A 26,776-nucleotide genomic window follows, 5' to 3' on the forward strand; every position below is an offset into this window, starting at 1 on the left:
CTTACGCCTCGGGGTTATACCCTAGGTTTGGCGCTAGCCACTTTTCAACTTCTTTTAAACTCATCTCTTTTCTTGAGGCATACTCTTTTGCTTGATCTTTACCGATTGGACCTAAAGTAAAATATTTCGCTTTAGGATGCATGAAGTAAAGTCCAGAAACAGAAGAAGGAGGATTCATTGCATTGTTTTCTGTAAGAGAAATACCTATTTCTTCTTCTACATTTAAAACACGCCACAGAGTTGGTTTTTCAGTATGATCAGGGCATGATGGATATCCAGCTGCAGGACGTATTCCTCTATATTTCTCTTTAATGAGGTCCTCATTAGAGAAGGATTCATCTTTTCCATAACCAAATAGATCTCTAACTTTCTTATGCATAAGTTCAGTTAATGCCTCTGCGAATCTATCTCCTAACGCTTTGACCAAGATAGAGCTATAATCATCTCCATTATCTTTGAATGTGTTGGCAAATTCCTCAACTTCATAGCCCATGGTAACTGCAAATCCTCCGAGGTAATCAGTTCTCTGACTCTCTTTTGGAGCGACAAAGTCACTAAGGCTTAAGTAAGGATTATGTTCTGTTTTTTCTTTTTGTTGCCTTAAAAATCTAAAGGTATCAATTACATCACCTTTGTCATTATAGATTTCAATATCATCTTCAATTGAGTTCGCTTTCCAAAGGCCAATGACTGCTCTTGCTTTAAATCGATCTTCTTTAATTATTTGATCAAGTAACTTATTGGCATCGGCAAATAATGTTTTAGCATGGTCTCCATATTTTTCATTATTCAAAATCTTTGGATAAGTTCCTTTCATTTCCCATGTCCAAAAGAATGGGGACCAGTCAATATAGGGAACAATTTCTTCTAATGTGATATCATGAAAAACTTTCTTACCTGTAAATTCAGGTTTTGCTATGTCAACTGTTTCCCAATCTGTAATGTTTTTCCACTCTCTTGCTTGATCAAGAGGGATTGTTTTAACTTTAGAACCCTCACCACTATCAAATTTTTCTTTTATTCTTTTTTGAGTTTCTTTTAACTCTTGAGTGTACTCTTTAGCAGTCGCAGGATTTAAAAGCTTTGAGCATATCTCAACAACTAGAGATGCATCTCCTACTTGAGCAGTTGGACCACTATAGTGTTGTGCAATTTTGATTGCTGTGTGGGCCTTACTTGTTGTGGCGCCACCAATGAGAACAGGACAATCGAAACCAAGTCTTTCAAACTCTTTTACATTATGAATCATCTCATCAAGAGAGGGAGTGATTAGACCACTCATGCCAATTATACTTGCATCGTGTTCACGGGCCTTCTTTATAATTTCTTCACAACTTACCATAACACCGAGATCTATTACCTCGTAACCATTACAGGCGAGAACAACTGCAACAATATTTTTTCCAATATCATGAACATCGCCCTTAACAGTAGCAATAACAAATGTTCCTTGCTTTCTGGCGTTAGCATTTTTCTTTTTTTCTTCTTCCATGTAAGGTTCGAGATAGGCTACGGCCTGCTTCATAACCCTTGCAGACTTTACGACTTGGGGAAGAAACATTTTTCCTTCACCAAAGAGCTTACCGACTATTTTCATCCCTTCCATTAAAGGGCCTTCAATAACATTTAACGGTGCTCCGAACTCCAGTCTAGCTTCCTCAGTATCTTCATTTATGTGAGTAGAGATTCCTTTTACAAGTGCGTGAGATATTCTCTCTTGTAGCGTTCCAGATCTCCAAAGGTCGTCTTTAACATCTTTCTTCTTGCCGGTTCCTTTCACTTTCTCGGCATGTTCAACAAGGTTCTCTGTTGCTTCTGGAGATCTATTAAGTAAAACATCTTCCACTAACTTTAGAAGAGTTGGTTCAATATCTTCATAAACAGTGAGCATTCCCGCGTTAACAATACCCATGTCGAGACCAGCTCTAATTGCATGAAGTAGGAAAGAAGAATGTATTGCTTCTCTAACTAAGTTGTTTCCACGAAATGAGAAAGAAACATTCGAAACTCCACCACTTGTTAAAACTCCTGGGCAAGTTTCCTTTATTTCTCTAACAGCTTCAATGAAATCTACTGCATAATTATTATGCTCTTCTATTCCCGTAGCAACCGTCAGTATATTTGGGTCAAAAATAATATCTCGTGGATCAAAGTTCACTTTCTCGACGAGAATTTTATACGCTCTTTGACAAATTCTGACTTTATCTTCTTTATCTGCTGCTTGACCTTTTTCATCGAAGGCCATGACAACTGTTGCGGCACCATATCTTTTGATAAGTTGTGCTTGTTCGATAAATTTCTCTTCACCTTCTTTAAGTGAAATTGAATTAACGATTCCTTTTCCTTGAATACATTTAAGTCCTGCTTCAATCACTGACCATTTAGAGCTATCAATCATGATTGGGACTTTACATATTTCGGGCTCACTTGCCACAAGGTTAAGAAACTTAATCATACAAGCTTCAGAATCAAGAAGCCCTTCATCGAAGTTAATATCGATTATATTTGCACCATTTTCAACTTGTTGCCTTGCAACTTCTAATGCTGTGTCGAAGTCACCTTCTCGAATTAGTCTGGCAAAGCGTGGAGAGCCTGTTACATTTGTTCTTTCTCCAACCATGTAAAATGGGCTTGTTTCATTGTCTCTATCAATTATTAGAGGCTCTAGTCCGGATAAAAACATTGCTTCTTTTAAGTGAGGCTTTTTTCTTGGAGGTCTACTTTCTAGTTCTTCACGAATGGCCTGTATGTGATCTGGTGTTGTTCCGCAACAGCCTCCAACTAAGTTGATAAACCCTGAGTCTGCATAATCTGTTAGAAAGCCTGCTGTGTCCTTTGGCTCCTCATCATAACCCGTATCACTTAATGGGTTAGGTAGGCCTGCATTTGGATAGCAGCTTGTATAGCAATCAGCAATTTGTGAAAGACGATCCATATAAGGACGCATTTCTTTAGCTCCTAGAGCACAATTTATTCCAACACTTAGTGGTTTTGCATGTCTTACCGAGTTCCAAAATGCATCAATTGTTTGACCAGAAAGAGTTCTACCTGAAGCATCCGTAATAGTAACGGAAAGCATTACTGGAAGTCTTCTATCTAGTTCATCGAATAACTTTTCTATAGCAAAAATAGCACACTTAATATTCAGAGTATCAAAAGTCGTTTCCGGTAAAAGAATATCAACTCCACCCTCAACTAGTGCCTTGGCCTGCTGATAGTAATCTTCAGTTAACTCGTCAAATGAAATGGCCCTATAAGCAGGATTATTAACATCTGGAGACATAGAGGCCGTTTTATTTGTTGGACCAAGAGCTCCAGCGACAAAGCACTGTCTACTTGGATCTTTTTCCATCATCTTTTGGCACGCTCTTTTGGCGACCTTTGCTGATTCTACATTGATTTCATAAGCAACATCTTCTAAATGATAGTCTGCTTGAGCAACCTTCGTTCCACTAAAAGTATTCGTTTCAATTATGTCTGAGCCGGCTTCAAGATATTTTAAATGAATTTCTTCAATTACATCGGGACGAGTAATTGATAGAAGATCATTATTTCCTTTTAGGTCACTAGGATGATCTTTAAATCTATCTCCTCTAAAATCTTCTTCCTCAAGTTTGTATCTTTGAATCATGGTACCCATAGCACCATCCATAAAAACGATTCTTTGATCAAGTAACTTGATAAGATCTAGACCAGACTGGCTTAATTCTTTTTGCATTTATTTATACCTATTATTTAAAATGTTTAACGACTTCTATGACAGACTTTGTATCATTCATGATATAGAAATGTAGGCAAGGGGCTCCAAAGTCTACAAGGCCCTTACATTGTTTTAGTGCCCACTCAATTCCAATTTCTTTAACGTGATCTTTGTTTTCCATAATTTCTTCGACAAATTCATCTGGAAAATCAATATAGAAGTGCTTAGGTATTGAAGCGAGTTGGTTAATATTTTTAATTATTTTAATTCCTGGAATAATTGGAACTGTAATTCCTGCAGCTCTACATTCATTGACGAAACTAAAGTATTTCTCATTATCGAAGAACATTTGAGTTGTTATGTAGTCAGCTCCAGCATCAACTTTTGCTTTGAGCATTTGAATATCAAACTTCATACTAGGAGCTTCGAAGTGTTTTTCAGGATACCCTGCAACACCTGTACAGAAATCAAGAGGTCTTGCACCTGTAATGTCATGTAAGAACTCACCTCTTCTGATTTCTGAAATTTGAGATACGAGATCAATGGCATACTTATTAGTGTGGCGATTCTTATCAACTTTCTTATTGTAGTTTGGAGCGTCTCCACGTAGTGCGAGGACATTGTGAATTCCTAAGAAGTTCAATTCGATAAGGGCATCTTCTGTTTCTTCTTTAGTGAATCCGAGTGATAGTAAGTGCACACATGTGTCTATATTGAATCTATTTTGAATAATTCCACAGATTCCAATAGTTCCTGGTCGTTTTTTATAAACTTTCTTCTCAATAGAGCCATCTGATTTTTCGTTATAGAATGCTCCAGCAGCGTGGCTTGTTACATCGATCCAAGGAGGATTATACGGCTGAACTGCTTCGACTATATCTATGATATCTTGAACACTTCTTCCTCTTGGAGGAGGAACAATTTCGTAGCTACATAATAGCTCTTTATTCTTAGCTCTATCTAGATGCTCTATAATTTTCATCTTGAAAAAATCCTTGGAAATTCATGCTTCATTAAACCTTTATTCTAAGGTTTAATGAGCGAATTTAACAGTGATTTTTATAATTTCTAGCCCAATTCTATGCGGCTATAGAGAGCTTAAATGGCTCAATGGGAATAATGACTGTAACCTTAGTTCCAAGATTAAATACTGAGTTTATTTTAAGCTGACCGTTCCAATTTTCGATACTCTTCTTTGCGTGGAATAGGCCTAGACCTTGACCATGGTCTTTTCGATGACTCCAGCCGAGATTAGTTACTTGATTTACATATTCTTTTGATATTCCATGACCATTATCAATGATACTTAGATATAGATTACTATTTTCAACCTTTGCTTTAAGCTTGATAAGACCTTTGTTCTCCTGATTATCTAGTGCATCAATTGAATTATTCATTAAGTTAGAGAGAACCCTTTTAAATTCTGTGGATTGAATCAGGCAAATAGCTTCTTTTGATTGCATATCGAACTTAGTGATTAGTTTTAAATTCTTTCTTTGTAGAGTCATGCTTTTTTCGTTAACTATTTCATTAACGCAAGAGTAAATATTTGTACCTTTATAAAGTTCTTCAGTAGGCTTAAGGGATTCAATGAGGGCTTCAACCCTCTTTACTGAAGCTTCTAAAAGTTTTTTTTCAGTTAGGCCTAAATTTCCATTGAGGTTTGTAACTGTCTTGATAGCGGCAAGCGGTGAAGCGATGTCATGTTTTAATTGCTTAAGTTTTAGTGGGCTTAGGTTCATATTTACTCCGTAAAAAATTATTTATGAGAGAGTATTATGAGAATGAAATAAATTCTTCAATGAATTACTGCGGTGAGCATTCATTAGCTTATCATGGTGGGAAGTTATTCGCAGTGGGAAAGGTAACTTATTGAATTTCTAACAGATTGAGCTGATTGGGATGAGATGTGTGAACTCCCCTTGATTCAATCTGACAAAATTCTTGGATATAACTAGTAATGATTTGAATAAAGTTCATCTGAATTGCAAAAGAGGCGTTACAGATATCGGACTTCGAAGTGTAAAGGCAAATATCAGAGATTGACTTTAAAAGGCCTCCTCCCATGGAGCTTATTCCCACTATTGTACACTCTTTAGTTTTAGCAACTTTTATTGCTTCAACAATACTTTGGCAGTTTCCTGTTTCTGAAAAAACGACTAGTAGGTCGCCTCTGTTGGCCAGAGACAATAATTGCTTAGAATATAGTTGATCGATGTGATCATTTTCTGCAACGATTGAAATACTTGTTGAGCTTGCATTTAATGAGTATGTTTTAAATGGCTTCTTTTTTGAGTCAGATTTTAAAAGTAGTGAGCTAGCAAAGTGATTTGCTAGGCTAGATGATTGTCCGCTACCTACAACGAATATACTCTTTCCATTATCTCTCGTTCTAATAATTTCTCGAGTAGCTTCAGCTATTTTCTGATGGTCTATTCCATCGAATAGCTTATTAAGCTCTTCTATAAAGCTCATTGAAAATAGTTTCATATCATTTGAGTCAAACATTTTGATAGCATAATTCTTTGTTTGGAAAACGTCAAAAAATGAGCTTAGTTGATTATACTTATCAACTTTGTTCTCGGAAAAAATCTCCTTTAAATAAAATTCTTCCCTAAGTTTTCAATAGAGAGTGTTGATTAGCCGAATTGATTTATAAGAAAAATTAATATTGAGGTTATAAATGAAATATAGAGCACTCTTGATCTTAGGATTAACGCTAGTATCAACTCATATCTTTGCTAAGAAATTTCAAATTCTACATACAAATGATATTCATTCTCATTTAGAGCACGCAGATCATATGGAAGGTCGTGGAGGCTATGCGAGATTGAAAACGTTAGTGGACGAGCAAAAGCGTTTAGCGCAAAGTCGAGGAATTTCAAATCTAACTATGGATGCTGGAGATTTTTTGGAAGGCCATATTTTCTATCTAGCTGACAAGGGAAGAAAAGTCTTTGAAGTGCATGATCAGATTGGTTACGATGCTGTAACAATAGGAAACCATGATTATCTCATGGGATCTGATGACTTAGACGCAATTCTTGGAGATGTTAAGCCAAATTTTTCATTCCTAGGAGCAAACTTTTACACAAATAAGAAATTTACTAATATCGCTGAGCAAATCAAGCCCTATACAGAGTTCGAATTCGATGGCGTTAAAGTAGGTGTTGTAGGAATTACAACGAATGATATTTTATATAAATGGAGAATTAATGGAGGAGGGATCTCTAATGAATACGCCGCCTGCAAGAAATATTCTAAAGAACTAAGACAAAGAGGAAATCACATTGTTATCGCATTAACTCATATGGGATTTAGTAAGGATAAGAAACTTGCGAAGAAGTGTCCTGAGTTAGATCTCATTGTTGGTGGTCACTCTCATACAGTTCTCCATAAAGTCTTTTACCAAAAGTCAAAAAAGGGAAAGCTTATTCCTATTGTTCAGGCCGGAAATCATGCTAGATGGCTTGGGCGCTTAATTTTTAATTACAATGAGCAGACAAAGAAAATAGAAATTGAAAACTACAAACTTCTTCCTGTTGTGGCCGAGGAAGATCCTGAAATGTTAGAAATGATTTCAGGGGCAAGTCATTCTGTTGAAGAAGAATATGGAGAGGATTGGCTAAATACAATATTGGGACATAGCCAATTGAAGTCTCGATTTGAAGGTGGAAACAGGCATATCTGGGGACATTTTATCAACGATGCAATGAGAGAGCAGACCGATTCTGATTTTTCAATTCATGTTGAACCCCTCTCTGGTTTGAATTACCCTGTAGAGAGGTTTGTGACAAGAAAAGACCTCTATAATGGAAATCCTAGAACTTTTGAGTTTGAAAATAAGTTTGGTTACAATGTTTATACGGCAAGAATAAGAGGTGGTTTTATTAAGCTGTTGTTTAAAGTTGTAATGAGGACGGGACTACCTTTATATGTCTCTGGTGTTACGTTTGATGTGAAAAAATATTCTAAAAATGGGAAAATTATTAAAAACATGAGGTTAAATGGAAGGAGAATTAATCCTTTTAAGTATTATAAAATAAGCTTTTCGGAGGCAATTGTTAGGGGAGCATACTCTATTACAAACCTAACCAAACTCATCTTAAAGGGAGGAAAGGATACTCGTATTTCGATGTGGGAAGCTTTAGAAAATAAGATGAAAAGAATTCAAGTAATTGATGAGACCTATTTAGATGATTATGGTCGTAAAGGAAACTTCCAAAAGATTGAAAGAGGTTATATCCCTGGAAATGATAATGATTAAGAATTATATTTTATTAGTTTCTTTTTATATTTTAGGAGTAAGTTCTTTTGCATTTGAGTTACCAGAAGTAACAGGTCATTTAAATATTTCTTTGAGTCGACTTGAAACTGGTTTTAATGATTCCCCAGAGGGGTTAATATTTTCGGGTGGAAGTTTTGGAAGTACACACCGTTCTACTCACTCTGCTTTCGTTGTAAAACACTCAAGTGGAAATTTTCTTATTGATTCTGGATTAGGAAAGAATATTGATAAGCAGTTTGAAGATTTTAGTTGGATGTTTAAGCCATTTTTTTCTTATGTAAAAGAAGTACCTGCTATAGAGAGTATTAAAGAACTTTCAATTGATAAGATATTTATTACTCATTTGCATTGGGATCATGCGAGTGGAATAAGTGATTTTCCTAACGCTAAAGTCTTTACTACGGCCCAGGAAAAAGAGCATGCTTTTAGTGATGTTGCTAAAAGTGGAGTTGGTTACTTATTTAATCAATATAGCTCTAAGCTAATTCGTTGGGGAGAACTGAAGCTCGAGGATAAAGAGTACGGTCCTTTTAGAAAGAGTTTAGATTTTTTCGGAGATGGTAGCTTTATCGTTGTTGCTCTACCTGGGCACACTCCAGGTTCTGTAGGCTTTATTCTAAACTTATCACAAGAGCAAAGGTTTTTCTTTGTAGGAGATAGTATCTGGAGTGTTAAGCAGTTAAATCCAGTGGCAGAGAAATTCTTTATATCTAAGAAGCTTGTTGATGAAAGGCCAGAGACACTCTTAGAAACAATTGAGCTGATTAGTAATATTTCTAAGAAGAATAAGTCTCTCGTAGTCGTGCCATCGCACGACTATCCACATATTTCAAAAAGAATTCCTGTCTATCCAGAGTTTTTAGGTAATAAAAAAGGTCAGTAAACTGACCTTTTTGAAATTATGATTTTTCTTCAATCTTTTTAATTATGGTCCAATTCATTGTGGCCAAAAATAGAGATATAATTGGAGATAGAATATTAAAGAAACAATAAGGAAGGTAGGTAAGGGTCGGGATTCCTAGTGTTGCTGCATTATATGCACCACCACTATTCCAAGGAATTAAAACTGAAGTAACTGTTCCTGCATCTTCAAGAGCTCTTGAGAGGTTTCGAGGGTCAAGACCATATTTTTCATATGCTTTTCTAAACATTTTACCAGGGACAACAATTGCTAAGTACTGATCAGAAGCAGTGGCGTTTAGGACAATACAACTCCCAAGAGTAGCACCTATAAGAGAGCCTGTACCTTTAACCAGGTGAAGAATTGATGCCGAAATTTTAGCAAGCATCCCTGTTGCATCAAGAGTTCCTCCAAAAACCATTGCTGAGAATATAAGCCAAACTGTAGATAGCATACCGCTCATACCACCTCTATTTAGAAGCTTGTCAACGGTTGCAGAACCTGTTTCCATTGAAAAACCTTGATATGAAACTGTTGTGATTAGAGTGTAGAAGTCTTTAATTGAAGATTTCCCACTCATTAGTTCAATCATCATGTCTCTTTGAAATATTAGTGCCGTAATAACACCTATAAAGACTCCACAAGCAATTGCTGGTAGTGCTGGAACTTTCTTTCGCACAAGAAGAAGTACGGCTATCGGAGGAATAAACATGAAAAAAGAAATATCAAATCTCGACTCTATTGTTTTTAACATTAGAGCTATATCTTCAGTATTCATACTTCCTGAGTCATAAGTAAGTCCTAGAATGGTAAACCCAATGATTGATATAATAATTGCTGGTCCAGAAGTGAACATCATATGACGAATATGCTCAAAGAGCTCACTCCCAGCAATTGCTGGTGCAAGGTTAGTCGTATCAGATAGCGGGGACATTTTATCTCCAAAGTATGCTCCTGATATAACTGCTCCAGCGATTGCCCCATCTGCAATACCAAGAGTTTGTCCAATCCCTACTAGGGCGATGCCAACAGTCCCTGTTGTTGACCAACTAGAACCAGTCGCTAGAGATACAATACAACAAATAACACAAGCAACGGGCAAGAAAACACTTGGATTAATTAGTTTTAGACCATAGTAAATCATCGCAGGAACTGTTCCAGATAGGATCCAAACACCAATCAAGGCGCCAACGACTAGAAGAATTGTTAAGGCCGAAAGGGCCATATTTATTGAAGATGATATTTTAGTTTCTATATGATGATAAGGAACTTTGAGCTTAAAGATACCAATGAGACCAGTAACAAAGGCAGCAAATAGTAGGGCAACTTGGTTAGCACCCCCTGTAGCATCATCTTTGAAAATGAGGACATTAATGATGAGTAAAAATACTAAAAAGAACACTGGAACTAGTGATAGTATTAGTCCTGGTTTCTTGGCCCTGTGCATTTAAAATTCCTTAGTTTAGTTTTAAATAGAATAAATGCACTAACGCCATTTGGCAAAGATGACTCAGGCTTTTAGATTTGCTATAGTTTTTGAATGAAAGTTGTACTTATGCATGATTGGCTTACCGGCTTTAGAGGTGGTGAAAGAGTTTTAGAAGTTTTCTGTGAAATGTTTCCAGATGCTCCGTTGTATACTCTTATTCACAAAAAGGGGTCGACAACTAAAACAATTGAAGACAGAAAAATTGTCACTTCTTTTCTTAATTATATTCCTGGAATTCATACTCATTATAGAAAGTTTCTTCCTTTATTTCCTCTCGCCGCATCGATGATGAATATTGAAGAAGATGCTGATTTAGTTATTAGCTCTTCTCATTGTGTAATTAAAGGCGTGAAAAAACCTAAGGGCTCGAAACATATTTCTTATATTCATAGTCCAATGAGATACCTGTATGATCAGTATGATGTTTACTTCGGTCCTCATGCGCCATTTTATCAACGACTAGGAGCGAAGGTTTTTAAGAACTATCTTGTTAACTGGGACCTTGAAAGTAATAAAAATGTTGATGTCCCAATTGCAAATGCAGAGTTTGTAAAACAGAGGATAACTAAGTACTACCATATAGACTCAGATGTGATTCATCCTTTTGTAGATCTTAAAGACTTTAAAGCGAATCAGAAAAGTCCTGTAGATAAAGAAGATTTTTATATTATGGTTACAGCATTTGCTCCAAATAAACGAGTTGATCTTGCTATTAAAACTTTTAATAAGCTAGGAAAGAATTTAAAAATTATTGGATCAGGTCAACAGGAACAAGAGTTACAGGAGATGGCTGGACCAACTATTGAGTTCTTAGGAAATCTTTCTCGCTCTGAAGTCGTTCAGTATTTTGCTAAAGCGCAAGCATTGATTTTTCCTGGGACAGAAGACTTTGGCATAACTCCTCTTGAGTCCCTTGCTAGCGGGACACCAGTTATTGCATATAAAATAGGTGGAGTATTAGAGACTTTAAATGAAAATGTTGCTGTTTTCTTTAATGAACAAACAGTGGAAGATTTAAGTTTGGCTATTAAAACCTTTGAAGACAAAGAATTTGTGACTCAAGAATTGTATGATAGGGCCAATGAGTTTTCTCGAGAACATTTTAAAAATAATATTCAAAAATTAATCGATCAGGTTATGAAAGGTAAAAAGAATGGCTAAGATACTTATCACTGGTGGAGCAGGTTATATTGGCTCCCATATTGTTAACCTCATAGGAGGGACAGATCATGAGGTTACAATTTATGATAATTTGTCTACAGGCCGCAAAGAAAGTGTACTCAATGGTGATCTCGTAGTTGGAGATCTCGAAGATATCTCAAAACTAGAGGCCTTGATTATAGAGAAAAAGTTTGATGCATGCCTACACTTTGCGGGATCAATCATTGTTCCAGAAAGTGTCACAGACCCTCTGAAGTACTATAATAATAATACCCAAAACACTTTATCCTTGATCAACCTGTGTATTAAGCATGGAGTTAATAAGTTTATTTTCTCTTCGACTGCTGCTGTATATGGTATGGCCCCTGGTGGAATTTGTTCTGAAGATATGCAGGTTGAACCAATTAATCCATATGGAAAAACTAAGCTAATGACCGAATGGATGCTACAAGACGTTGCTCAGGCCCATGAGGGTTTTGAGTTTGTTATATTGAGATACTTTAATGTTGCTGGAGCTAATGTTGATGGTAGGGTCGGTCAGTGTTCTCCGTTATCGACTCATTTAATTAAAATTGCATGTGAAACAGCTCTTGGTAAGAGAGAAAAAATGTACGTTTTTGGAGATGATTATGAAACCAAAGATGGAACATGCATTAGAGATTATATTCATGTCGACGATTTAGCCTCTGCTCATATAGATGCTTTAACTTATCTGTTAAAAGGTGGAAAATCGACACTTTGCAACTGTGGTTATGGACATGGATTTACGGTAAAAGAAGTTCTAGAAGTTGTTAAAAAAGTTTCTGGCGTAAACTTCAAAGTAGAGCAAGGACCTAGAAGAGCAGGTGATGCTCCAGTATTAATGTCAAAAGCTGAAAAAATTGGTACAGTTTTGGGCTGGAAGCCAAAGTATGATGATTTAGAATTAATAGTTAGAACTGCTCTTGAATGGGAAAAGAAACTTTCTTAGTTAAAAAAATCTTTATCATATATAAAATTACAATTTAAAGGTATTATATTAGGATGAATTTAATTAGTTTGAAATTAACTTTTGCAGCTCTTTTTGTTCTAGCTCTTGGAACTTTTGTTTCGGTTAGTTTTAGTGCTGTAAGCCATATCCTCTTCGTTATACCAGGGCTATACTTTTTTTACTTAGACTTCATCAAAAAAGAAAGACCAATACACTTTTCAGTAAGCTCTAAATTTTTACTTGTTATGGTAGCTACAATGATTCTATCTGTACTAGCGAATACAGATATCATAGATAGACCTTTAAGCAATATATCAAAAGTTAAGTATTTTCTTATTCCTTGGTTAGGTGTTTTTGCAGTACAACGATTAATCGATGATTATCTGACACCTAAAAGAGCGAGAATTCTTTTAAATACTTTCTTAATAGCGACAAGTATTGCAACAGTCTCAGGCTTAATTGCATTAAAGACAGGATTTAATCCAATCAAAATGAAGGATGCCTGTCATCCCTCAAGAGCCTGTGGTTTGTTTGGTATGTATATGACCTATGGTTACGGAATCAGCTTGTTTGCAACTCTTTTGACAGTAAGTTTATTGCTTAAGAATAAGTTTCTTTCTGTAAAGATCATTATTCCATCTACTGTTTTGGCCGTTATTGGAACAATTCTTTCTTATGCTCGAGGTGGATGGATAGGGTATATTGCAGGTGTATCCAGTTTCTTTTTTAGAAAAAATACGAAGGTCTTCTTAATATTTTTAGCGATAAGTGCCTCTATATTCGCAGGTGTCTTAAAATTTAGTCCTACCGTAAATAATATGTTCTTTAATAGGGCGGAATCTAATTCTCAGCGTATAGCTTTTTACAAGACAGCTTATATTGCTTTTAGAGAGAAGCCTTTTTTTGGATGGGGTTATAGAAACTTTGAAAGCAATGTAAAAGAGATTAAGAAAAAGCATGATATCGCGTACCCTGAGTTTGGAGGACATGCTCATAATAACTTATTAGAGCATCTGGCCTCTACTGGTGGGCTTGGCTTTCTGGCAACTATTGCATTCTTTATGGCCTGGTTATTCGAAAGCTATCGTAGAGACGACTTTATAGGTAAAGTAACTTTTTCTTTTGTCGTGAGCTTTCTTGTTTCTGGAATGTTTCAATATACTTTTGGTGATGGAGAAAACTTGTTTCTTATAATGGGAATTTGGATGCTATCCCAACTGAGGGGGAATAATGTCAGACTTGATTGAGATTTCCAGTGAATTTATTCAAGCAGTAATTGACCCTAATGGTGCTGAATTAACGAGTCTTTTAGATACAGAATCGGGAATTGAGTACTTGTGGCAACAGGACCCATCTTGGTGGAAAAGATCAGCTCCAATATTATTTCCAATTGTTGGAAAACTTTTGGAGGATCGTTATAGAGTGGGTAATAAATTCTATAATATGACTCAACATGGTTTTGCTCGTGATATGAAGTTTCAACTCGTGAGAGCTGAGTCAGATAGTGCTCACTTTAAACTTGAGTACACTGATGAAACACTTAAGGTCTTTCCATATAAATTTGTCTTAGAAGTAAAGTTTAAAGTCTATGGGCCTAAGCTTATAGTTGATTACGAAGTAAGAAATGTGGATAGAAGAGAAATGCTTTTTTCTATTGGCTCTCATCCTGCATTTAATGTTCCTCTAGAAAAAGGGGAAAAGTTTGAAGACTACTTTATTGAGTTTGATGAAGATGAACTTGGTGGAGCTTATTATTTAGAAAAAGGATTGGTTAACTTCCACGGGGCTCCAGATAGAAAGATGTTTGAAGGCCGTAAAATTGCGATGACAAAAAGCCTTTTTAGAAATGATGCGCTTATTTTTAAAGATTTGAACTCTACTAAAGTTAGTCTTAAAAACATAAATAACTCCAGGTCTCTTACAATGGAAATAGAAAATGCAACCTATCTAGGTCTCTGGGCTCCAGAGGGAGCGCCATTTGTTTGTATTGAACCATGGGTTGGTGTGGCCGATGGTGTTGACTCTAAAAATGACTTCTTAGAAAAAGAAGGACTTATTAGTCTTGAGTCTGGAAAGTGTTTCCAAACATCATATACTTTATTTCTTAATTAATAGTTCGATTCTCTTCTTAATAAGTGTTTTTAAATTGTTCTTTTTCTTTTCGTCTAGAAAGGATTTAGTAATGATATTTTCCCAACTCTTTGTCTTTAGTGAGAACTTTTTATAAATATAGTCTCTAACTTTATCCTTTATCTCCAAGTTTTTTGCAAGAATATCAAAATCTTCTTTTTTTAATTTATTTTTTTTTCCATTAATAGAAAGGGCCATTTGCTCATTATCATACTCCTTAAAGTCTTCTTGGAAAATTTCAAAGCTCAGAAGGTCATAGGCAGGAGATAGGCTCGGTCCATCATTATGGAGGACGCTAATATTTTTCAAGTGAAGATCTGAGTTTCCAACTATGAATGAGAAAATGATGAGTTCAAATAGTTTTAACACTTGTTCTGCCGGGGCATTTTGTGAGCAGTAGTTTCGTAAGGTTTTTGCAACTTTCTGATAACTGCCAGTATATTTTCGATCAGTAACTTGATCAAAAATCTGACAAAAATCTTCCATATGAATTTTTGAATTATCCTCATTACGATCAAATCGTTTGATTAAAAGGGCGAGATCATTATTATCAAGGTAGATAAGGGTTGATTCAGCTGTTGGAAGTCCATAGTCTCTTGATAGTTTTAATATGAGGTCTTCATTTTGAGCAATATGAGGAATTGATCCTTTTGGTTTTAAGATAAAATTTCCAGAAAGATGGGTTAGTGTTAATCTTTTTGTCTTTTTATCCTTATTTGAGCAGAGGGAAATTTTCTTTTGCACACCAGGAATTGTCAGGCCACTTTCAATATTTAAATGGGATAGCTCTTTTATTACTTCTTCACTCAATTGTATTGTAGGAGGTGTCGTCGTTTTGAAAAACTCTTTCGAGCACCTCTCATGAAATTCGCCACCTCTTAATTCTTCATAGCAGTATAAACACTTTCCAGGGTTTTGAATATTTCTGGCCTTAACGATATTTGGGGTCGTCGCCCTAGGACTGATATTAGACTCTTGATCTGGCTCTCTTATTGAAACAGCTCCAATCGGATCATAGCAACTCTTAAGTAGCAGCTTGAAGCGATCTCTTATGGGATGAAATTTCCAGTGTTCAGTAGCTAGGTTTAAAATCCATCCCTCTGGAAGTAGACCATCAAAGAAGCCATTTAGATATTGAGATGAAAAAGGAGTGTCCTGTAAAGGAAGTGAGTAGCTTAGTGGCGAACTTTCATTATTTTCTAGGTACTCACTTATATATCTAAACTCAAAGTCTCCATCTTTTGATTCAGTAATTTTTCCTGCCAGGGTATCTTTAAAGTAGACGAGTCCTTCTTTCATAACTCATCTCTCTTTTCCATTTTTATTGGAACCAAAGTCAGGCCTAGAAAATTTAGAACCTCATTTACCTTATCAAGCCGCACGCTTTCTTTCCCTTGCTCTAATGCTCGTAAAAAGCTCAAGCTTACACCTGCTCTTAGTGAGAACTCTTCTTGAGTGTATCCAAGTTTTTTTCTCTGCGTAGCGACTGTTTTTGAAAGAATTGATTTACTATTATTCATTTATACATGATCTAGTATAATTAGGTCTGAGTCAATTAAATTATACTTGATCTGATATAGTTTGACTCTGAATAAGTTGATTATACTAGATCGAGTATAATTATTTTAGCTTGCAAGAGCTAAGTGCCCAGATATTTGAGCGGTCTCTCCAGTTGAATGGATTAAATTTTAATACCCATGAAGGGTACGATATATACAGCTGAGAGCATTTGTACTTTGTGTTAATTAATTCAAAGTCACTATACTTTGTCGTAAATGTATAGAATTCATTCTCATTTATCTGGTCGCTTTGAATAAGTTGCGTCTTGGGGCGCTTGTAAACAAGCATTTCTAAGTCAGGATAAACACCTTTTCTATCTTTGAATGTGTAGAGCTTTAGCTGTTCGTTAGATTTGAAATTATAGAGAAATTGGTAAAACTTTAAAGGCGTGTAGGCAGGCTTAAAGCACACACCAATTAGAAAGATAAAATTTATAACGAAGAAAGTTTTTAAAACCTTGTGATATTTTTTCGCATCAATAAAATGAAAGAGCATGAAAAGAGTTAGAAATAGAAGTGGATAAATGAAGCGAAGCTCTTTGTGACCAATTGACGAGTGAAAGATAAGAAAAGGGATAAATACCCAACTCGCAAAAGAAGATCTTTTCTTATAAATATAGACGCACGATACGACTAGAAGTGGTAGGGAGAATAGATGAAGACTTTTTAGTGAAAGCTTAATATATCCCCACCACGGCATGACTCCAAAGCCACTGATTTTATCTTCAATTAGGTTTTCTTTTAAATAATTCAGTGGAGTAAGAGTAAGCTCCCCATAACCTAGGTAATCAAAACCAAAGCCAATGAGCACACCTAATAGTATAAAGAAACTAAAATTTAAAAACCAATCTCTTATTGAAACCTTCTTCTTATAGAGAAGCCATAGACCTAATGATAAAGATAGTAGCCCTGTTTGATGCCTAAGAGAAAAAGAAAGACCTAGTAAAAGTCCTGATATAACTAAGTCTCTCACTTTTATTTCAGCATCTTTTAATAACCGTGCGAGCGCTAAGACGAAAAAACAAGTGGCCCAATTATCTGAAGAGGTTCTCACTGACATAAAGATTAGGGGATAAAATAAAAGGGAGAAACTTTGAAAGTACTTAAAGGTATCATTCGTAAAAAATCTTCTAAAGCTATTTGAAAACTTAACTAATGTATAAAATCCAAGTAGCCCTGAAGCGAGCCTTGCAATTGTCGCTAGAGTGAAAGGATTATTGATTCCTGCAACCTTAAAGGGATAGAGAATAAAAGTAATAAAGTAGGGGAGAGTCCAAGGTCTTATCTTTGAATCTAGCTCCCATGTACCTAAATGTTCTAAAATACCAAGCTTTGAAAAAGCAAAGTCGAGGGTGTAGTACTGCTCATCTGGGTGTAAAAAGCCCACTGAGAAGAGGGCCGTTAGCATAATGGCAGTGAAGCTTAGTAGGTATATGTTCTTTTGAGCGAATATATTCACGCTAAATCTCATCTATTGTAGTTATTTTTAAAAGATTTTAGCTACTTATTGGCCTAAATACAATTTAGTATTTCTAGTATGAAAGTATTTCAATTGGAATTTACTCGCAGCAACATATCCTTTAAAAAGTTATCAAGGGTTATTAATTACAAAAGGGTTAAAGGGCTTATGGATGCAATGACATACACAAGTGATCTTTGCGCTGATTTGAGTAAAAGAGTACGGGAGTATAAGAAATCTCATCCCGCTCTTAGTAGTACTCAGGTTGCGAAGAGATTTAATATGTCGACTTCATCACTCAACAGAATTGAAAACTGTGATGTGAGGATGCCGGCAATAGATCAGATTATAAAAATCTTGAGAGGAACAGGTGCCAAAGGTGATCTTTTAAAATACTTGGATGAGCATTATCCGATTATTGCTGAGACTTATCGTGAGGCTTATTCTTCAAAGACTAATGAGTATATAGACATAGATCTTGAGTACTATTTAAATGATAAGGATAAATTTATAATTATTCTTTTAGCTCTAAGTGGGAATGGTACAACAAGAGAAGAAATTAGTAGAGAGTTTGGACAACAAGGTCTTTTAGAATTAGATTTTCTTGTAGATAAAAATCTACTTCTGGAAAAAGACGGAAGAATTGGTCATAATGATCAGCTATTTCACACTTCAGCTTCAACTCTTAAGTCTCTTTTAGCAAACACGGTTGAAAAGTCTTTTAAGTCAGATCAGTTAAATGATGATCAAAATTTTATTTCGTACTATGCCTTGAGAGCCAATAGAGAAAAGGTATCACGAAAAATTATTGGGATTCTGAAGGAAGCTGAAATGCAAATTCTTGATGTTTTAAATGATCCTCTCAACGAAGGTGAGGATGATATATTTTTTGGACTTGTTACCGATTCACTTATAAGTAGAAACGTAACTTCTTCGAAAGGAGTAATTCAATGAAATTAGTTTTAGGATTATTATTATTTTCATTTAGTAGCTTTGGTTCTGGTGGTGGAGTTGGAGGCTCTGCTGGCGGTGGTGGAGTAAAACCAATTAAAGACGAAAGGGCACGAAATATAAATATTGGAAGCAGTACTGGAATCGTTCTTGGTGGAGCGTTAACTAAGTACGAGAACGTTTCTAATAGTTTTTCGAATTCTCAAAGTTCTCTTTCAATTAGCTTAGATAAGGTCGAAGAAGTTACTTTGCAGGATGGAACAGTTCTATCAAAAGAAGAACTTCTAGAGTTTTATTTTAATCAACTAAAAAAGTAGTTTTCAAAGGGCCTAAAGAAGGCCCTTTCTTTTCAATTTCTGTCCATAAAATAGGCCATTTTTAAGATTATTCTTAACATAATTTCAGTTGGTTACGTTTGTTTTAGGGTAATAGATTTTCTTTAATTATAATTGATAATTATCCGATAAGTAGTTAACAATTATGCTGAAAATATATTACTTCTTCGTCATTATTTTACTCGTTTCATGTTCTCCAAAAAGGCAGGGGAAAAGTACGGACCTTTTATTTACTTCCGCCGCTGTAGGTGGAGCTTCTTTTTCTGGCTCCATGGTTATATGGGGAGAAAGTAAGGAGGGTGATCAATTTACTTTTACGGTGGGGACTAGCTCTGTAGAAAAACCCATAAGTATTAAAAATGGGGATTGGACATTTCATGTAATTGGCTGGAATGGATCAAACCCTCTTGAAGGTTCTACGCTTTGTGGGCTCGTTAAAGAGGAGCTTAATGGTGGTGAACAAGAAATAAATATTACTCTTGCACAGAGTACTTGTGCTGGTTCAAGTTTTTCTAAGCCTGCATTTATGACTGGAAATGCATTCAATCCTGTAGATATTATTGGATGTTATTCTCCGGGGACATTGAGTGGGGCTTCAACTTGCGATAATTCTAATAAGGCGAATATTTCTTCAGTTAAAGTAAGCATTGTTTCAAATTCTGAGGGGGCTGACTTTGGTGCCTCAGCTGAGATTAACTCTATTTGTTACTCTGAAAGTTCTTCAACATCGGGAACTCATATTACAAATTTGACTCTACCGTTAGGTACGGGGGAAGATTTTCCTTTTGAAATTATTGTTGATACTTTCTCCGATACCGGTTGTTCTAGTTTCTCTGAATCATTCATTTTAGATGATAATATTGAATTGGCGACTAGCAACAGTGAGGTTTATTCATTCTCAAGTAAAACAAAAATATTTTTGATATCTGATAGTCAGGGGAGTGCAGGACTCCCAACTCCAAGCGCAATGGTTCTTATAACACCAGGCTCTAGCCCTGGAACTAATTTTAATCCTGTCATTCAAGTTCAAGGCGTTAGTGCTGGAAATAATGTTGAAATTTATAGTGATTCTGGCTGTACTACTTCTGTATCGGCCCTTACTAATGTTGCTTCAGGAACAGTTCAGAATGTAACTTTAAATACGCTGAGTGAAGGGAGTTATACTTTTTATTCTAGACAAGAGTTTTCTGCTGTCTACTCACTCTGTTCAAGTGCTTCTGTTTCATATGAAGTTGATGCAACTGCTCCAATTGATAATACGGCAAACTTAAGTTTTACGAATAATTTTAGTATGACTGGTAATGCAATAGATGTTAGCTGGACGGCCTTTAGTGATTTAAACCTAAGCGATCATGAATTATACACATATACTGATTCAGGTTGTGCTGGAGGGATGGTGAATCATGGATTTACTAGCTCGTCATCAAATAGTGATAATACAAAAATTAATGGTTTAACAGATGGAGCTTATTGGGCAAAAGTCATGGCCTATGACTTGGCGGGAAATTCGACTTTTTCTGCATGCTCTACAGATTCAATAATAGTAGATTCAACACCTCCGACAGATAATACTGCAAACTTAACTTTTACAAACAATTATAATCTAACAGGAAATAATTTAAATATTAGTTGGACAGCTTTTACTGATGTTAACGGTTTACTCGATCATCAAATCACAACCTATACAGATGCCGGTTGTACAACTGGTCAGGTGACTCACAGTAATACAGGTGGTGCCGTTAATTCAGATTCAAGTACAGTTGTTGGACTGAGCGACGGTACCTACTGGGCAAAGGTTAAGGCCTTTGATATGGCAGGGAATACAACGTCTTCAGCTTGTTCAACTGATTCAATCATTGTTGATTCATCAGCTCCGATTGATAATGTGGCAAACCTTCAATTTACAAATCTATATCAAAACTCTGGATCGGGAATAAATATATCTTGGACTTCTTTTTCTGATGGATTTTTAAATAATCATAAAATATATACTTATACCGACGCTGGATGTACTTCTGGAATGGTTGATCATGGCTTTACAGGAAGTGCTGCAAATACTGACGGATCTGTAATTACTTCATTAACTGATGGACAGTATTGGGCAAAGGTAGAGGCCCACGATCAAGCAGGTCATTTTACAACTTCTGCTTGCTCAACTGACTCAATTATAATTGATACAACAGCTCCTATAAATAACTTAGCTGATCCACTTTTTGAAGAAATCCTCTATACTAATGGATCGAACGTTGTAGTTTATTGGAAGCCCTTTACAGATATTAACCTCTATGAATATGAAATTGAAGTACACCATACTTTAGATTGTTCTGGAGCGATAGAAGGAAACTACCCTTTAGGTAATACATCAACTTCTGCTACGATTCCATCAGCTCTTTCAAATGGCAATTATGCGGTAAAAATCATTGCCAGAGACCATGCAGGAAATACTACAAGTTCTAGTTGTTCTAAGATGTACACAGAGGTAGATAGTGGTTATTCTCCATCTGCCTGGACAGTATTTATGACTGGAGGTGAGCCTGTTAGTCCTGCAAATAGTTTTTATCACTCGGCCTTTTTCAACCCCGCTTTATCGAAACTATTTATCTTTGGTGGTTTTAGAAATCCTTCTTTTCTTTCAACGAGTGTAATTAATACATCTAGCATAGGGAGTGGTTGGACTACACTAACTTCAAGGCCGACAACAACTTCTATTACGGGAGAGTCATCCATCTTTTTTGGAAGTTCAAACCATGTATGTTCTTTTGGAGGTTATCAATCAGCGGCATTAATAACTTCAAATAGAGCAGTATGTTTTGATGACAGCTCACCAACAGTAATTACTGATACAGGAGCACCCGGTCCTAGAATGTTTCAAGCAATGGAAAAGGCCCATGATTCAAGTCTAGAGTTTTGCGTGTGGGGGGGATTTTCTACTGGCACAGCAGATACTCCTGTCGCTGATGGGGCTTGTTATAATGGAAGCTGGAGTTCAATGAGCGCAGGGCCTCTTGCCGCTAGAGGTGGTCATTCAGCAGTCTGGACCGGAGATAAGATTTGTTTTTGGGGAGGAGGATTATCTTCATCAACAGGTTTAGATGTTACCAATACTGGTGCTTGCTATAAGCCGCTTGATGATAGCTGGCATCCTATAACCACTACAAATGCACCGACACCGAGAATTTCACATAAGGCCGTTTGGACAGGTAGAGAGATGTGTATTTATGGTGGAACAGATAATTCTTCGCCTTTAATAGAGGGCGGCTGCTATAACCCTGATCTGGATTCATGGTCAACGATGACTGCTCCAGGAACACCCTTAGGTAGTATGTATACTAGTGTCGTTTGGACAGGGGCTAGAATGTGTGTGATTGGAGGTCTTTTAGCCGCTAATAATCCTCAACAGGATCACGGAGAATGTTATAGTCCTAGAAAGAATGATTGGATACCACTTGATATGACATCCTTTAATGTTGGAATCGGTTCAGCAGCCTATTTTGATGGGGAGAGAATTTGTCTTCATGGAGGATACTCAGATGACTCCAATAAGATACCTTCGTCAGTAAATTCTACTAGCTGCTCTGTTTTAAGATAGCACAAGAAATTGTTCTGATATCGGAACAAAAAACTGGCATCTCACTTGCTTTAATTAAATTAAACAAGCAAACACAGGAGATGCTATGAAAAAATTACTACTTTTAACTTCACTACTATTATCAATTTCAACTGTCTTTGGTGGCGAAGAGTCGGTTGGTAGAACTTATATTGTCAATACTGACGGAACGGTTACTTTTCTCAACAAAGTTATTCCTAATTACGATGAACAGGGAAGAACTTATATTGTTGAAGAAGATGGAACTGTTACTTTTCTTGATAGAGTTGCACCGAATACAAACTTTGAATTAGCTGAGTTAGAGCAAGCAAAAGAAGAATTAGAGAGAATCATCGAATTACAATCACAGAGGAATTAATGGCCAAAGTAATAAAGTACACACTGGATTTTGGAACTAGTAGCACACTTCTAGGTGCGATCACTGAGTTAGGACATGTTAGTTCTATTCCTCTCGATTTTAAAAATGATGATAATCATATTATGAAATCGTTAATATACACACCATCGAAACATGAATGGTACTTTGGAAATGAATGCTATGGAAAATACTTAGAGCTAGAAGGTGAGGGCAGGTTTTTTAGATCTTTTAAGACACTGCTCTCTAGGGAGAGCTTTGAGTCAACAATGATTCATGGTGAGAAAGTAAGTGTTGAGTCTTTGATTGCGAGATTCTTAAGAGAAGTCAGGCATAGAGCGAATAGTTTCTACCAACAGGATGTAACCAGTGTTCGCGTTGGTAGGCCCGTTCGTTTTGGAGAAACTCTTAAGTCGGATCAACTTGCACTTAAGAGATTAACGAAAGCGTTAGAACTAGCAGGTTTTACGAATATTGAATTTATTTATGAACCAGTGGCAGCTGCAAAGGCGAGTAAAGAAGTTTTTAATCGTGAAAAACTCGTTCTTATTGCAGATATTGGAGCAGGAACAAGCGACTTTAGTGTTATTAAATTTAAGAGTAGTAAATTTAATGATGAAGATATTCTCTCTATTAGCGGTGTAAATGTTGGAGGAGATAGCTTCGATTATGAGCTTATGAAGAATTTTATTCTTCCTGAATTAGGAAGCCTTGTTAGATACAGCAAAGGAGATAGCTCCATCAAACATGGAATATCAAAAGTACTTCTCTCAAAAATATGCTCTCCTGCAATATTTTCTCTTATAAATGATGCTCAAATATATACGTATATTGAGGATGCGCTAGACAATGTTGAGGACTCAGAGGATGAAATGAAATTAAAAAATATGGAAAACTTATTTAATGAAAAACTTGGATTTGATTTAATGAAAGAAATTGAAAAGTGTAAAATTGAACTGTCTAAACTCTCTGAAAAAGAATTAAGCTACTGTAAGAGAGGAGTGAAAATTAAAAAGTCACTCTCTCAAAAGAAATGCTTTGAATTAAGCCAAACAAAGATCGAAGAAATAAGAAAAGCCCTGCAAGAAGCATTAGATCTTGCTGGAGTTAATCAAAGTGATATTGACTCTGTTATGTGTACAGGTGGAGGGGTTCAGAATCCTATGATAATGGCGGAATTACAAAGTAGGTTTAATGAAATTAGCATTAATTTGGATCAAGTTCAAAAAACGGTAGTTATGGGGATGAATGATTAGGCTCTTGTACTTACTGCTCTATTCTTGATATATTATTGTTCTTACAATAATAGAGAGATGAAAATGATTAAACTTTATGGATTTAGTTTTATGAAAGATGGGGTCAGATTTGATTACCCTTTTAAGGAAATGCTCTCTTGTATGTCTTCATTAGTTGAGAAAACTTATGTCGCTCTAGGTGAGAATGATGATGGAACTAGTGAAGCCGTTGAGAAGTTTGACTCGGTTGAAATTATTCCTACTGTCTGGGATATGAAAAAAGTAGGAGACGGTGGACTTATATTTTCGGAACAAACAAATATTGCTCTTCATAAGTTGAGAGATAACCATAAAAATGAGTTAGGATCATGGGCAATTTACCTTCAAAGTGATGAAATTATTCATGAAGCTGATTTTGAACAACTAAGAAAAGATATTGAAGAAGCTGAAAAGCAAGGTTGCGATGCCGTTAGGTTTAGATATTTTCATTTCTGGATGAGTCATTATCAAATAGCTGTTAATAAGAGATGGTATCCTCATGAAATTAGGGCCATCAAGGTAAATTCTAATGTTGAGAACTTTGGAGATGCTCAAGGTTTTTCAAAGTTTACAAAAGTTTATGAAAGTGATGTTTCCATTTTTCATTATGGACATGTAAGAGATTTAGGAAAAAGAGAAGCAAAGCAGAAAGATCTCATTAACAGAATAAGGCCTGGAAAGAAATTTGAGAAATATTTGAATAGAGAAAAGCGTGCATTCTCTAAAACAAAAGTTAGACCTCTTATGATCCGGCATTCAAAAGTTATGAAAGACAGAATTGAGAAGATGGGAGAAGCATCCTTTATTGAATTCAAGAAATTGATTTATGTTGTAGGACAAAGAGAACATATTAGTGACTCATTTTTTAGTAAGACTGTCTTTTCCAACCTTGTCTTTGTTTCTTCAGTATCTGATGTTCCTTTTGAGTACAGAAGAGCTCAGATGTTAATTCTCCATCCAACTCTATTTGAAAGGGTGCAGTGGGGAAGTGAAACTGTGACTGGTATGGATAGCGATATTGCTCGAGCTTGGGATGAAGATACAAGATTGCTTGTTTTACTTTCGCAATTATTTAATAAGCATTCTTATTAATAAACCCTTTCCAGAAAGTTAGAAAAATTATTTTGATATCTAGCCAAAAGCTCCAGTTTTTAATGTAGTAAAGGTCACATTCGATTCTCTTTTCAAGAGAAGTATCTCCTCTCCATCCATTGACCTGGGCCCAGCCAGTTATTCCTGGCATCATCTTATGCTTAAGCATGTAGGCAGGTATTTCTTTTCTAAATTTTTCTACGAACACTGGTCGTTCAGGTCTAGGACCAACCAAGCTCATTTGTCCAACTATTACGTTCCAAAGCTGAGGGAGTTCATCAATACTCGTTTTTCTAATAAAACTTCCTACTTTGGTTTTTCTTGGATCATCTTTGGAAGACCAGGTTGTTTTGTCTTCATTATTAACGGCAACCCTCATAGATCTAAACTTCCACATTTTAAATTTTCTTCCATTGAGGCCTATTCTTTCTTGTCCATAAAAAATTGGACCAGCAGAAGAGATCTTTACAGCGAATGCAATGATAAGTAGTAATGGTGATATAATGACAATGCCAATACTACATAGAACTGTATCAAATATTCTTTTCGTAAAATGATCTAAAGAAGAGAAGGTTGGTTGATTGACTGTGATGAGGGGGATCCCTGCAAAATCCTCGATTTGATGACCAACAAAAGAATATGTCATATCAGACAGAACTTGAATAGGAACTATATCATTGTAATTTTCTTTTAAGAATACTTCTGTTTTGTAAGACATCTCACCTGAGTACCCTATTACAACGACGTCTGGACGAAGCTCTTCGAGAGCTGTTGAGTATGTTGAATTAATGGATTTTATAGAAAATTTACTGGCCTGGTCTTCATCGTCAATCCATCCGATAAAATTTAGTCCTGAGTCTTTGTATTTGCGGGCCATCTCTATATAGTTTTCAATTTGTTTGCCATTTCCAACGAGCAGGATATGGCGAAGATTTTTGCCTTTTTGACGTAACCTTCTTAAAAAATTTCTGAGAATTATTCTATTTAAAGTGAGCAAAAATGTTGAAATGAGAAAGTATATAAGTAAGTGGGTTCTAGATAGCCTTTCAGGAAATAGGAAGTAAATAGTTAAAACAAGTGCCAGAAAAGATGCAAAGTTTGCTTTGAAGATAGATAGAATTTCAAATAGTCTTGAGTTAAATCTTTGAGAGTTATAAAGTTTATTTTTATTAAGAAAATAAATACTAAGAATCACTAAAAAAATTGAAATCTTTGCAAATAGGATTTCTAGGCCTTGTTGCGCACCTCCTAGATATTTAAATCTAATCTGATAGGCGAGAAACCATGAGGTTAATATGATAATAAAATCTATTAATTTCTGAAAATTAGAAAAACTTTTTTCATTTTGTTTAAGCATAGATTGACTATAGCACTAAGAGTGAGTTTTATTAATAATGAATCCTTTATATTTTTAAGTCGTGCTGCAGCAAATTTTGCAAAATGATATAAGTATTTTGTTTAGAAGTGGTATTTCTTCATATATACTGCCTTCATATTCGGGGAGG

General features: G+C 35.8%; 21 protein-coding genes. 12 read left to right on the forward strand and 9 right to left on the reverse strand.

The window, feature by feature from the left end; genetic code table 11:
• Position 1: 1 nt before the first annotated feature.
• The 4 genes from metH to DPQ89_RS14625 all read right to left on the reverse strand — a co-directional run bounded on the left by metH (position 2) and on the right by DPQ89_RS14625 (position 6,208).
• Positions 2-3,718 carry a methionine synthase gene (metH, locus tag DPQ89_RS14610; protein WP_127717775.1) on the reverse strand — a complete coding sequence of 1,239 codons (3,717 nt, stop codon included), beginning with the start codon at positions 3,716-3,718 and terminating at the stop codon, positions 2-4.
• Positions 3,719-3,731: 13 nt separating this feature from the next.
• Positions 3,732-4,682 (reverse strand): methylenetetrahydrofolate reductase, encoded by a 951-nt coding sequence (locus tag DPQ89_RS14615; RefSeq protein WP_127717776.1) that lies wholly within the window; start codon positions 4,680-4,682, stop codon positions 3,732-3,734.
• 97 nt (positions 4,683-4,779) lie between these two features.
• Positions 4,780-5,442, reverse strand: coding sequence for a HAMP domain-containing sensor histidine kinase (locus tag DPQ89_RS14620; protein ID WP_127717777.1), 663 nt, complete (start codon positions 5,440-5,442; stop codon positions 4,780-4,782).
• 127 nt (positions 5,443-5,569) lie between these two features.
• Positions 5,570-6,208 (reverse strand): SIS domain-containing protein, encoded by a 639-nt coding sequence (locus DPQ89_RS14625; RefSeq protein WP_127717778.1) that lies wholly within the window; start codon positions 6,206-6,208, stop codon positions 5,570-5,572.
• A gap of 175 nt (positions 6,209-6,383) precedes the next feature.
• Between DPQ89_RS14625 and DPQ89_RS14630 the strand changes: the two genes are divergently transcribed.
• Both DPQ89_RS14630 and DPQ89_RS14635 read left to right on the forward strand, forming a co-directional pair.
• Positions 6,384-7,967, forward strand: coding sequence for a bifunctional UDP-sugar hydrolase/5'-nucleotidase (locus DPQ89_RS14630; RefSeq protein WP_127717779.1), 1,584 nt, complete (start codon positions 6,384-6,386; stop codon positions 7,965-7,967).
• Positions 7,960-8,871 carry an MBL fold metallo-hydrolase gene (locus DPQ89_RS14635; protein ID WP_164848440.1) on the forward strand — a complete coding sequence of 304 codons (912 nt, stop codon included), beginning with the start codon at positions 7,960-7,962 and terminating at the stop codon, positions 8,869-8,871. The genes DPQ89_RS14630 and DPQ89_RS14635 overlap by 8 nt, the downstream gene beginning before the upstream one ends.
• A gap of 16 nt (positions 8,872-8,887) precedes the next feature.
• Here DPQ89_RS14635 and nhaC read toward each other — a convergent pair whose 3' ends face one another.
• Positions 8,888-10,336, reverse strand: a complete 1,449-nt coding sequence (nhaC, locus tag DPQ89_RS14640; protein ID WP_127717781.1) for a Na+/H+ antiporter NhaC — start codon at positions 10,334-10,336, stop codon at positions 8,888-8,890.
• 93 nt (positions 10,337-10,429) lie between these two features.
• Here nhaC and DPQ89_RS14645 point away from each other — a divergent pair, with 93 nt between their 5' ends.
• Genes DPQ89_RS14645 through DPQ89_RS14660 form a run of 4 tightly spaced genes read left to right on the forward strand, consistent with a single transcriptional unit; the run spans position 10,430 to position 14,621 of the window.
• The gene (locus DPQ89_RS14645) at positions 10,430-11,539 is read left to right on the forward strand and encodes a glycosyltransferase (protein ID WP_127717782.1); all 1,110 of its coding nucleotides are present in this window, start codon (positions 10,430-10,432) and stop codon (positions 11,537-11,539) included.
• Entirely contained in the window at positions 11,532-12,509 is a 978-nt protein-coding gene (galE, locus tag DPQ89_RS14650; protein WP_127717783.1) for a UDP-glucose 4-epimerase GalE, read from the forward strand. Before DPQ89_RS14645 ends, galE begins: the two co-directional genes overlap by 8 nt.
• Before the next feature lie 53 nt (positions 12,510-12,562).
• Positions 12,563-13,756, forward strand: a complete 1,194-nt coding sequence (locus DPQ89_RS14655) for an O-antigen ligase (protein WP_127717784.1) — start codon at positions 12,563-12,565, stop codon at positions 13,754-13,756.
• The gene (locus DPQ89_RS14660) at positions 13,740-14,621 is read left to right on the forward strand and encodes an aldose 1-epimerase family protein (protein WP_127717785.1); all 882 of its coding nucleotides are present in this window, start codon (positions 13,740-13,742) and stop codon (positions 14,619-14,621) included. Before DPQ89_RS14655 ends, DPQ89_RS14660 begins: the two co-directional genes overlap by 17 nt.
• On the opposite strand, the gene DPQ89_RS14665 is transcribed toward DPQ89_RS14660, so the two are convergent.
• The 3 genes from DPQ89_RS14665 to DPQ89_RS14675 all read right to left on the reverse strand — a co-directional run bounded on the left by DPQ89_RS14665 (position 14,607) and on the right by DPQ89_RS14675 (position 17,657).
• The gene (locus tag DPQ89_RS14665) at positions 14,607-15,938 is read right to left on the reverse strand and encodes a type II toxin-antitoxin system HipA family toxin (protein WP_127717786.1); all 1,332 of its coding nucleotides are present in this window, start codon (positions 15,936-15,938) and stop codon (positions 14,607-14,609) included. The two genes, DPQ89_RS14660 and DPQ89_RS14665, sit on opposite strands and share 15 nt — an antisense overlap.
• The gene (locus DPQ89_RS14670) at positions 15,935-16,159 is read right to left on the reverse strand and encodes a helix-turn-helix domain-containing protein (RefSeq protein ID WP_127717787.1); all 225 of its coding nucleotides are present in this window, start codon (positions 16,157-16,159) and stop codon (positions 15,935-15,937) included. The genes DPQ89_RS14665 and DPQ89_RS14670 overlap by 4 nt, the downstream gene beginning before the upstream one ends.
• Before the next feature lie 100 nt (positions 16,160-16,259).
• Entirely contained in the window at positions 16,260-17,657 is a 1,398-nt protein-coding gene (locus DPQ89_RS14675) for a hypothetical protein (protein ID WP_164848441.1), read from the reverse strand.
• 168 nt (positions 17,658-17,825) lie between these two features.
• On the opposite strand from DPQ89_RS14675, the gene DPQ89_RS14680 reads away from it, so the two are divergent.
• The 6 genes from DPQ89_RS14680 to DPQ89_RS14705 all read left to right on the forward strand — a co-directional run bounded on the left by DPQ89_RS14680 (position 17,826) and on the right by DPQ89_RS14705 (position 25,271).
• A complete protein-coding gene (locus DPQ89_RS14680; protein WP_127717789.1) occupies positions 17,826-18,611 on the forward strand; it encodes a helix-turn-helix transcriptional regulator in 786 nt (261 codons plus the stop codon).
• Positions 18,608-18,925, forward strand: a complete 318-nt coding sequence (locus DPQ89_RS14685; protein ID WP_127717790.1) for a hypothetical protein — start codon at positions 18,608-18,610, stop codon at positions 18,923-18,925. Before DPQ89_RS14680 ends, DPQ89_RS14685 begins: the two co-directional genes overlap by 4 nt.
• Positions 18,926-19,088: 163 nt before the next feature.
• Positions 19,089-22,532 (forward strand): hypothetical protein, encoded by a 3,444-nt coding sequence (locus DPQ89_RS14690; RefSeq protein ID WP_127717791.1) that lies wholly within the window; start codon positions 19,089-19,091, stop codon positions 22,530-22,532.
• A gap of 85 nt (positions 22,533-22,617) precedes the next feature.
• Complete coding sequence (locus DPQ89_RS14695) at positions 22,618-22,908, forward strand: hypothetical protein (RefSeq protein WP_127717792.1); 291 nt, start codon at positions 22,618-22,620, stop codon at positions 22,906-22,908.
• Entirely contained in the window at positions 22,908-24,161 is a 1,254-nt protein-coding gene (locus tag DPQ89_RS14700; RefSeq protein WP_127717793.1) for an Hsp70 family protein, read from the forward strand. Before DPQ89_RS14695 ends, DPQ89_RS14700 begins: the two co-directional genes overlap by 1 nt.
• Positions 24,162-24,218: 57 nt before the next feature.
• Positions 24,219-25,271, forward strand: coding sequence for a hypothetical protein (locus DPQ89_RS14705; RefSeq protein WP_164848443.1), 1,053 nt, complete (start codon positions 24,219-24,221; stop codon positions 25,269-25,271).
• Here the strand turns inward: DPQ89_RS14705 and DPQ89_RS14710 are convergent.
• Positions 25,252-26,628, reverse strand: coding sequence for an undecaprenyl-phosphate glucose phosphotransferase (locus DPQ89_RS14710; RefSeq protein WP_127717795.1), 1,377 nt, complete (start codon positions 26,626-26,628; stop codon positions 25,252-25,254). The two genes, DPQ89_RS14705 and DPQ89_RS14710, sit on opposite strands and share 20 nt — an antisense overlap.
• Positions 26,629-26,776: the final 148 nt, after the last annotated feature.

Source organism: Halobacteriovorax sp. HLS, assembly GCF_004006665.1.
GTDB lineage: Bacteria > Bdellovibrionota > Bacteriovoracia > Bacteriovoracales > Bacteriovoracaceae > Halobacteriovorax.

Excerpts from the sequence above, each read along its gene's own strand:
- DPQ89_RS14705 (WP_164848443.1), top strand. The coding sequence starts at position 24,219 with ATGAAAATGATTAAACTTTATGGATTTAGTTTTATGAAAGATGGGGTC.
- DPQ89_RS14690 (WP_127717791.1), top strand. The coding sequence starts at position 19,089 with ATGCTGAAAATATATTACTTCTTCGTCATTATTTTACTCGTTTCATGT.
- DPQ89_RS14670 (WP_127717787.1), bottom strand. The coding sequence starts at position 16,159 with ATGAATAATAGTAAATCAATTCTTTCAAAAACAGTCGCTACGCAGAGA.
- DPQ89_RS14635 (WP_164848440.1), top strand. The coding sequence starts at position 7,960 with ATGATTAAGAATTATATTTTATTAGTTTCTTTTTATATTTTAGGAGTA.
- DPQ89_RS14645 (WP_127717782.1), top strand. The coding sequence starts at position 10,430 with ATGAAAGTTGTACTTATGCATGATTGGCTTACCGGCTTTAGAGGTGGT.
- DPQ89_RS14680 (WP_127717789.1), top strand. The coding sequence starts at position 17,826 with ATGGATGCAATGACATACACAAGTGATCTTTGCGCTGATTTGAGTAAA.
- DPQ89_RS14665 (WP_127717786.1), bottom strand. The coding sequence starts at position 15,938 with ATGAAAGAAGGACTCGTCTACTTTAAAGATACCCTGGCAGGAAAAATT.
- DPQ89_RS14655 (WP_127717784.1), top strand. The coding sequence starts at position 12,563 with ATGAATTTAATTAGTTTGAAATTAACTTTTGCAGCTCTTTTTGTTCTA.
- nhaC (WP_127717781.1), bottom strand. The coding sequence starts at position 10,336 with ATGCACAGGGCCAAGAAACCAGGACTAATACTATCACTAGTTCCAGTG.
- DPQ89_RS14625 (WP_127717778.1), bottom strand. The coding sequence starts at position 6,208 with ATGTTTGACTCAAATGATATGAAACTATTTTCAATGAGCTTTATAGAA.
- DPQ89_RS14615 (WP_127717776.1), bottom strand. The coding sequence starts at position 4,682 with ATGAAAATTATAGAGCATCTAGATAGAGCTAAGAATAAAGAGCTATTA.
- DPQ89_RS14695 (WP_127717792.1), top strand. The coding sequence starts at position 22,618 with ATGAAAAAATTACTACTTTTAACTTCACTACTATTATCAATTTCAACT.
- DPQ89_RS14660 (WP_127717785.1), top strand. The coding sequence starts at position 13,740 with ATGTCAGACTTGATTGAGATTTCCAGTGAATTTATTCAAGCAGTAATT.
- DPQ89_RS14710 (WP_127717795.1), bottom strand. The coding sequence starts at position 26,628 with ATGCTTAAACAAAATGAAAAAAGTTTTTCTAATTTTCAGAAATTAATA.
- DPQ89_RS14620 (WP_127717777.1), bottom strand. The coding sequence starts at position 5,442 with ATGAACCTAAGCCCACTAAAACTTAAGCAATTAAAACATGACATCGCT.
- DPQ89_RS14685 (WP_127717790.1), top strand. The coding sequence starts at position 18,608 with ATGAAATTAGTTTTAGGATTATTATTATTTTCATTTAGTAGCTTTGGT.
- galE (WP_127717783.1), top strand. The coding sequence starts at position 11,532 with ATGGCTAAGATACTTATCACTGGTGGAGCAGGTTATATTGGCTCCCAT.
- DPQ89_RS14700 (WP_127717793.1), top strand. The coding sequence starts at position 22,908 with ATGGCCAAAGTAATAAAGTACACACTGGATTTTGGAACTAGTAGCACA.
- metH (WP_127717775.1), bottom strand. The coding sequence starts at position 3,718 with ATGCAAAAAGAATTAAGCCAGTCTGGTCTAGATCTTATCAAGTTACTT.
- DPQ89_RS14630 (WP_127717779.1), top strand. The coding sequence starts at position 6,384 with ATGAAATATAGAGCACTCTTGATCTTAGGATTAACGCTAGTATCAACT.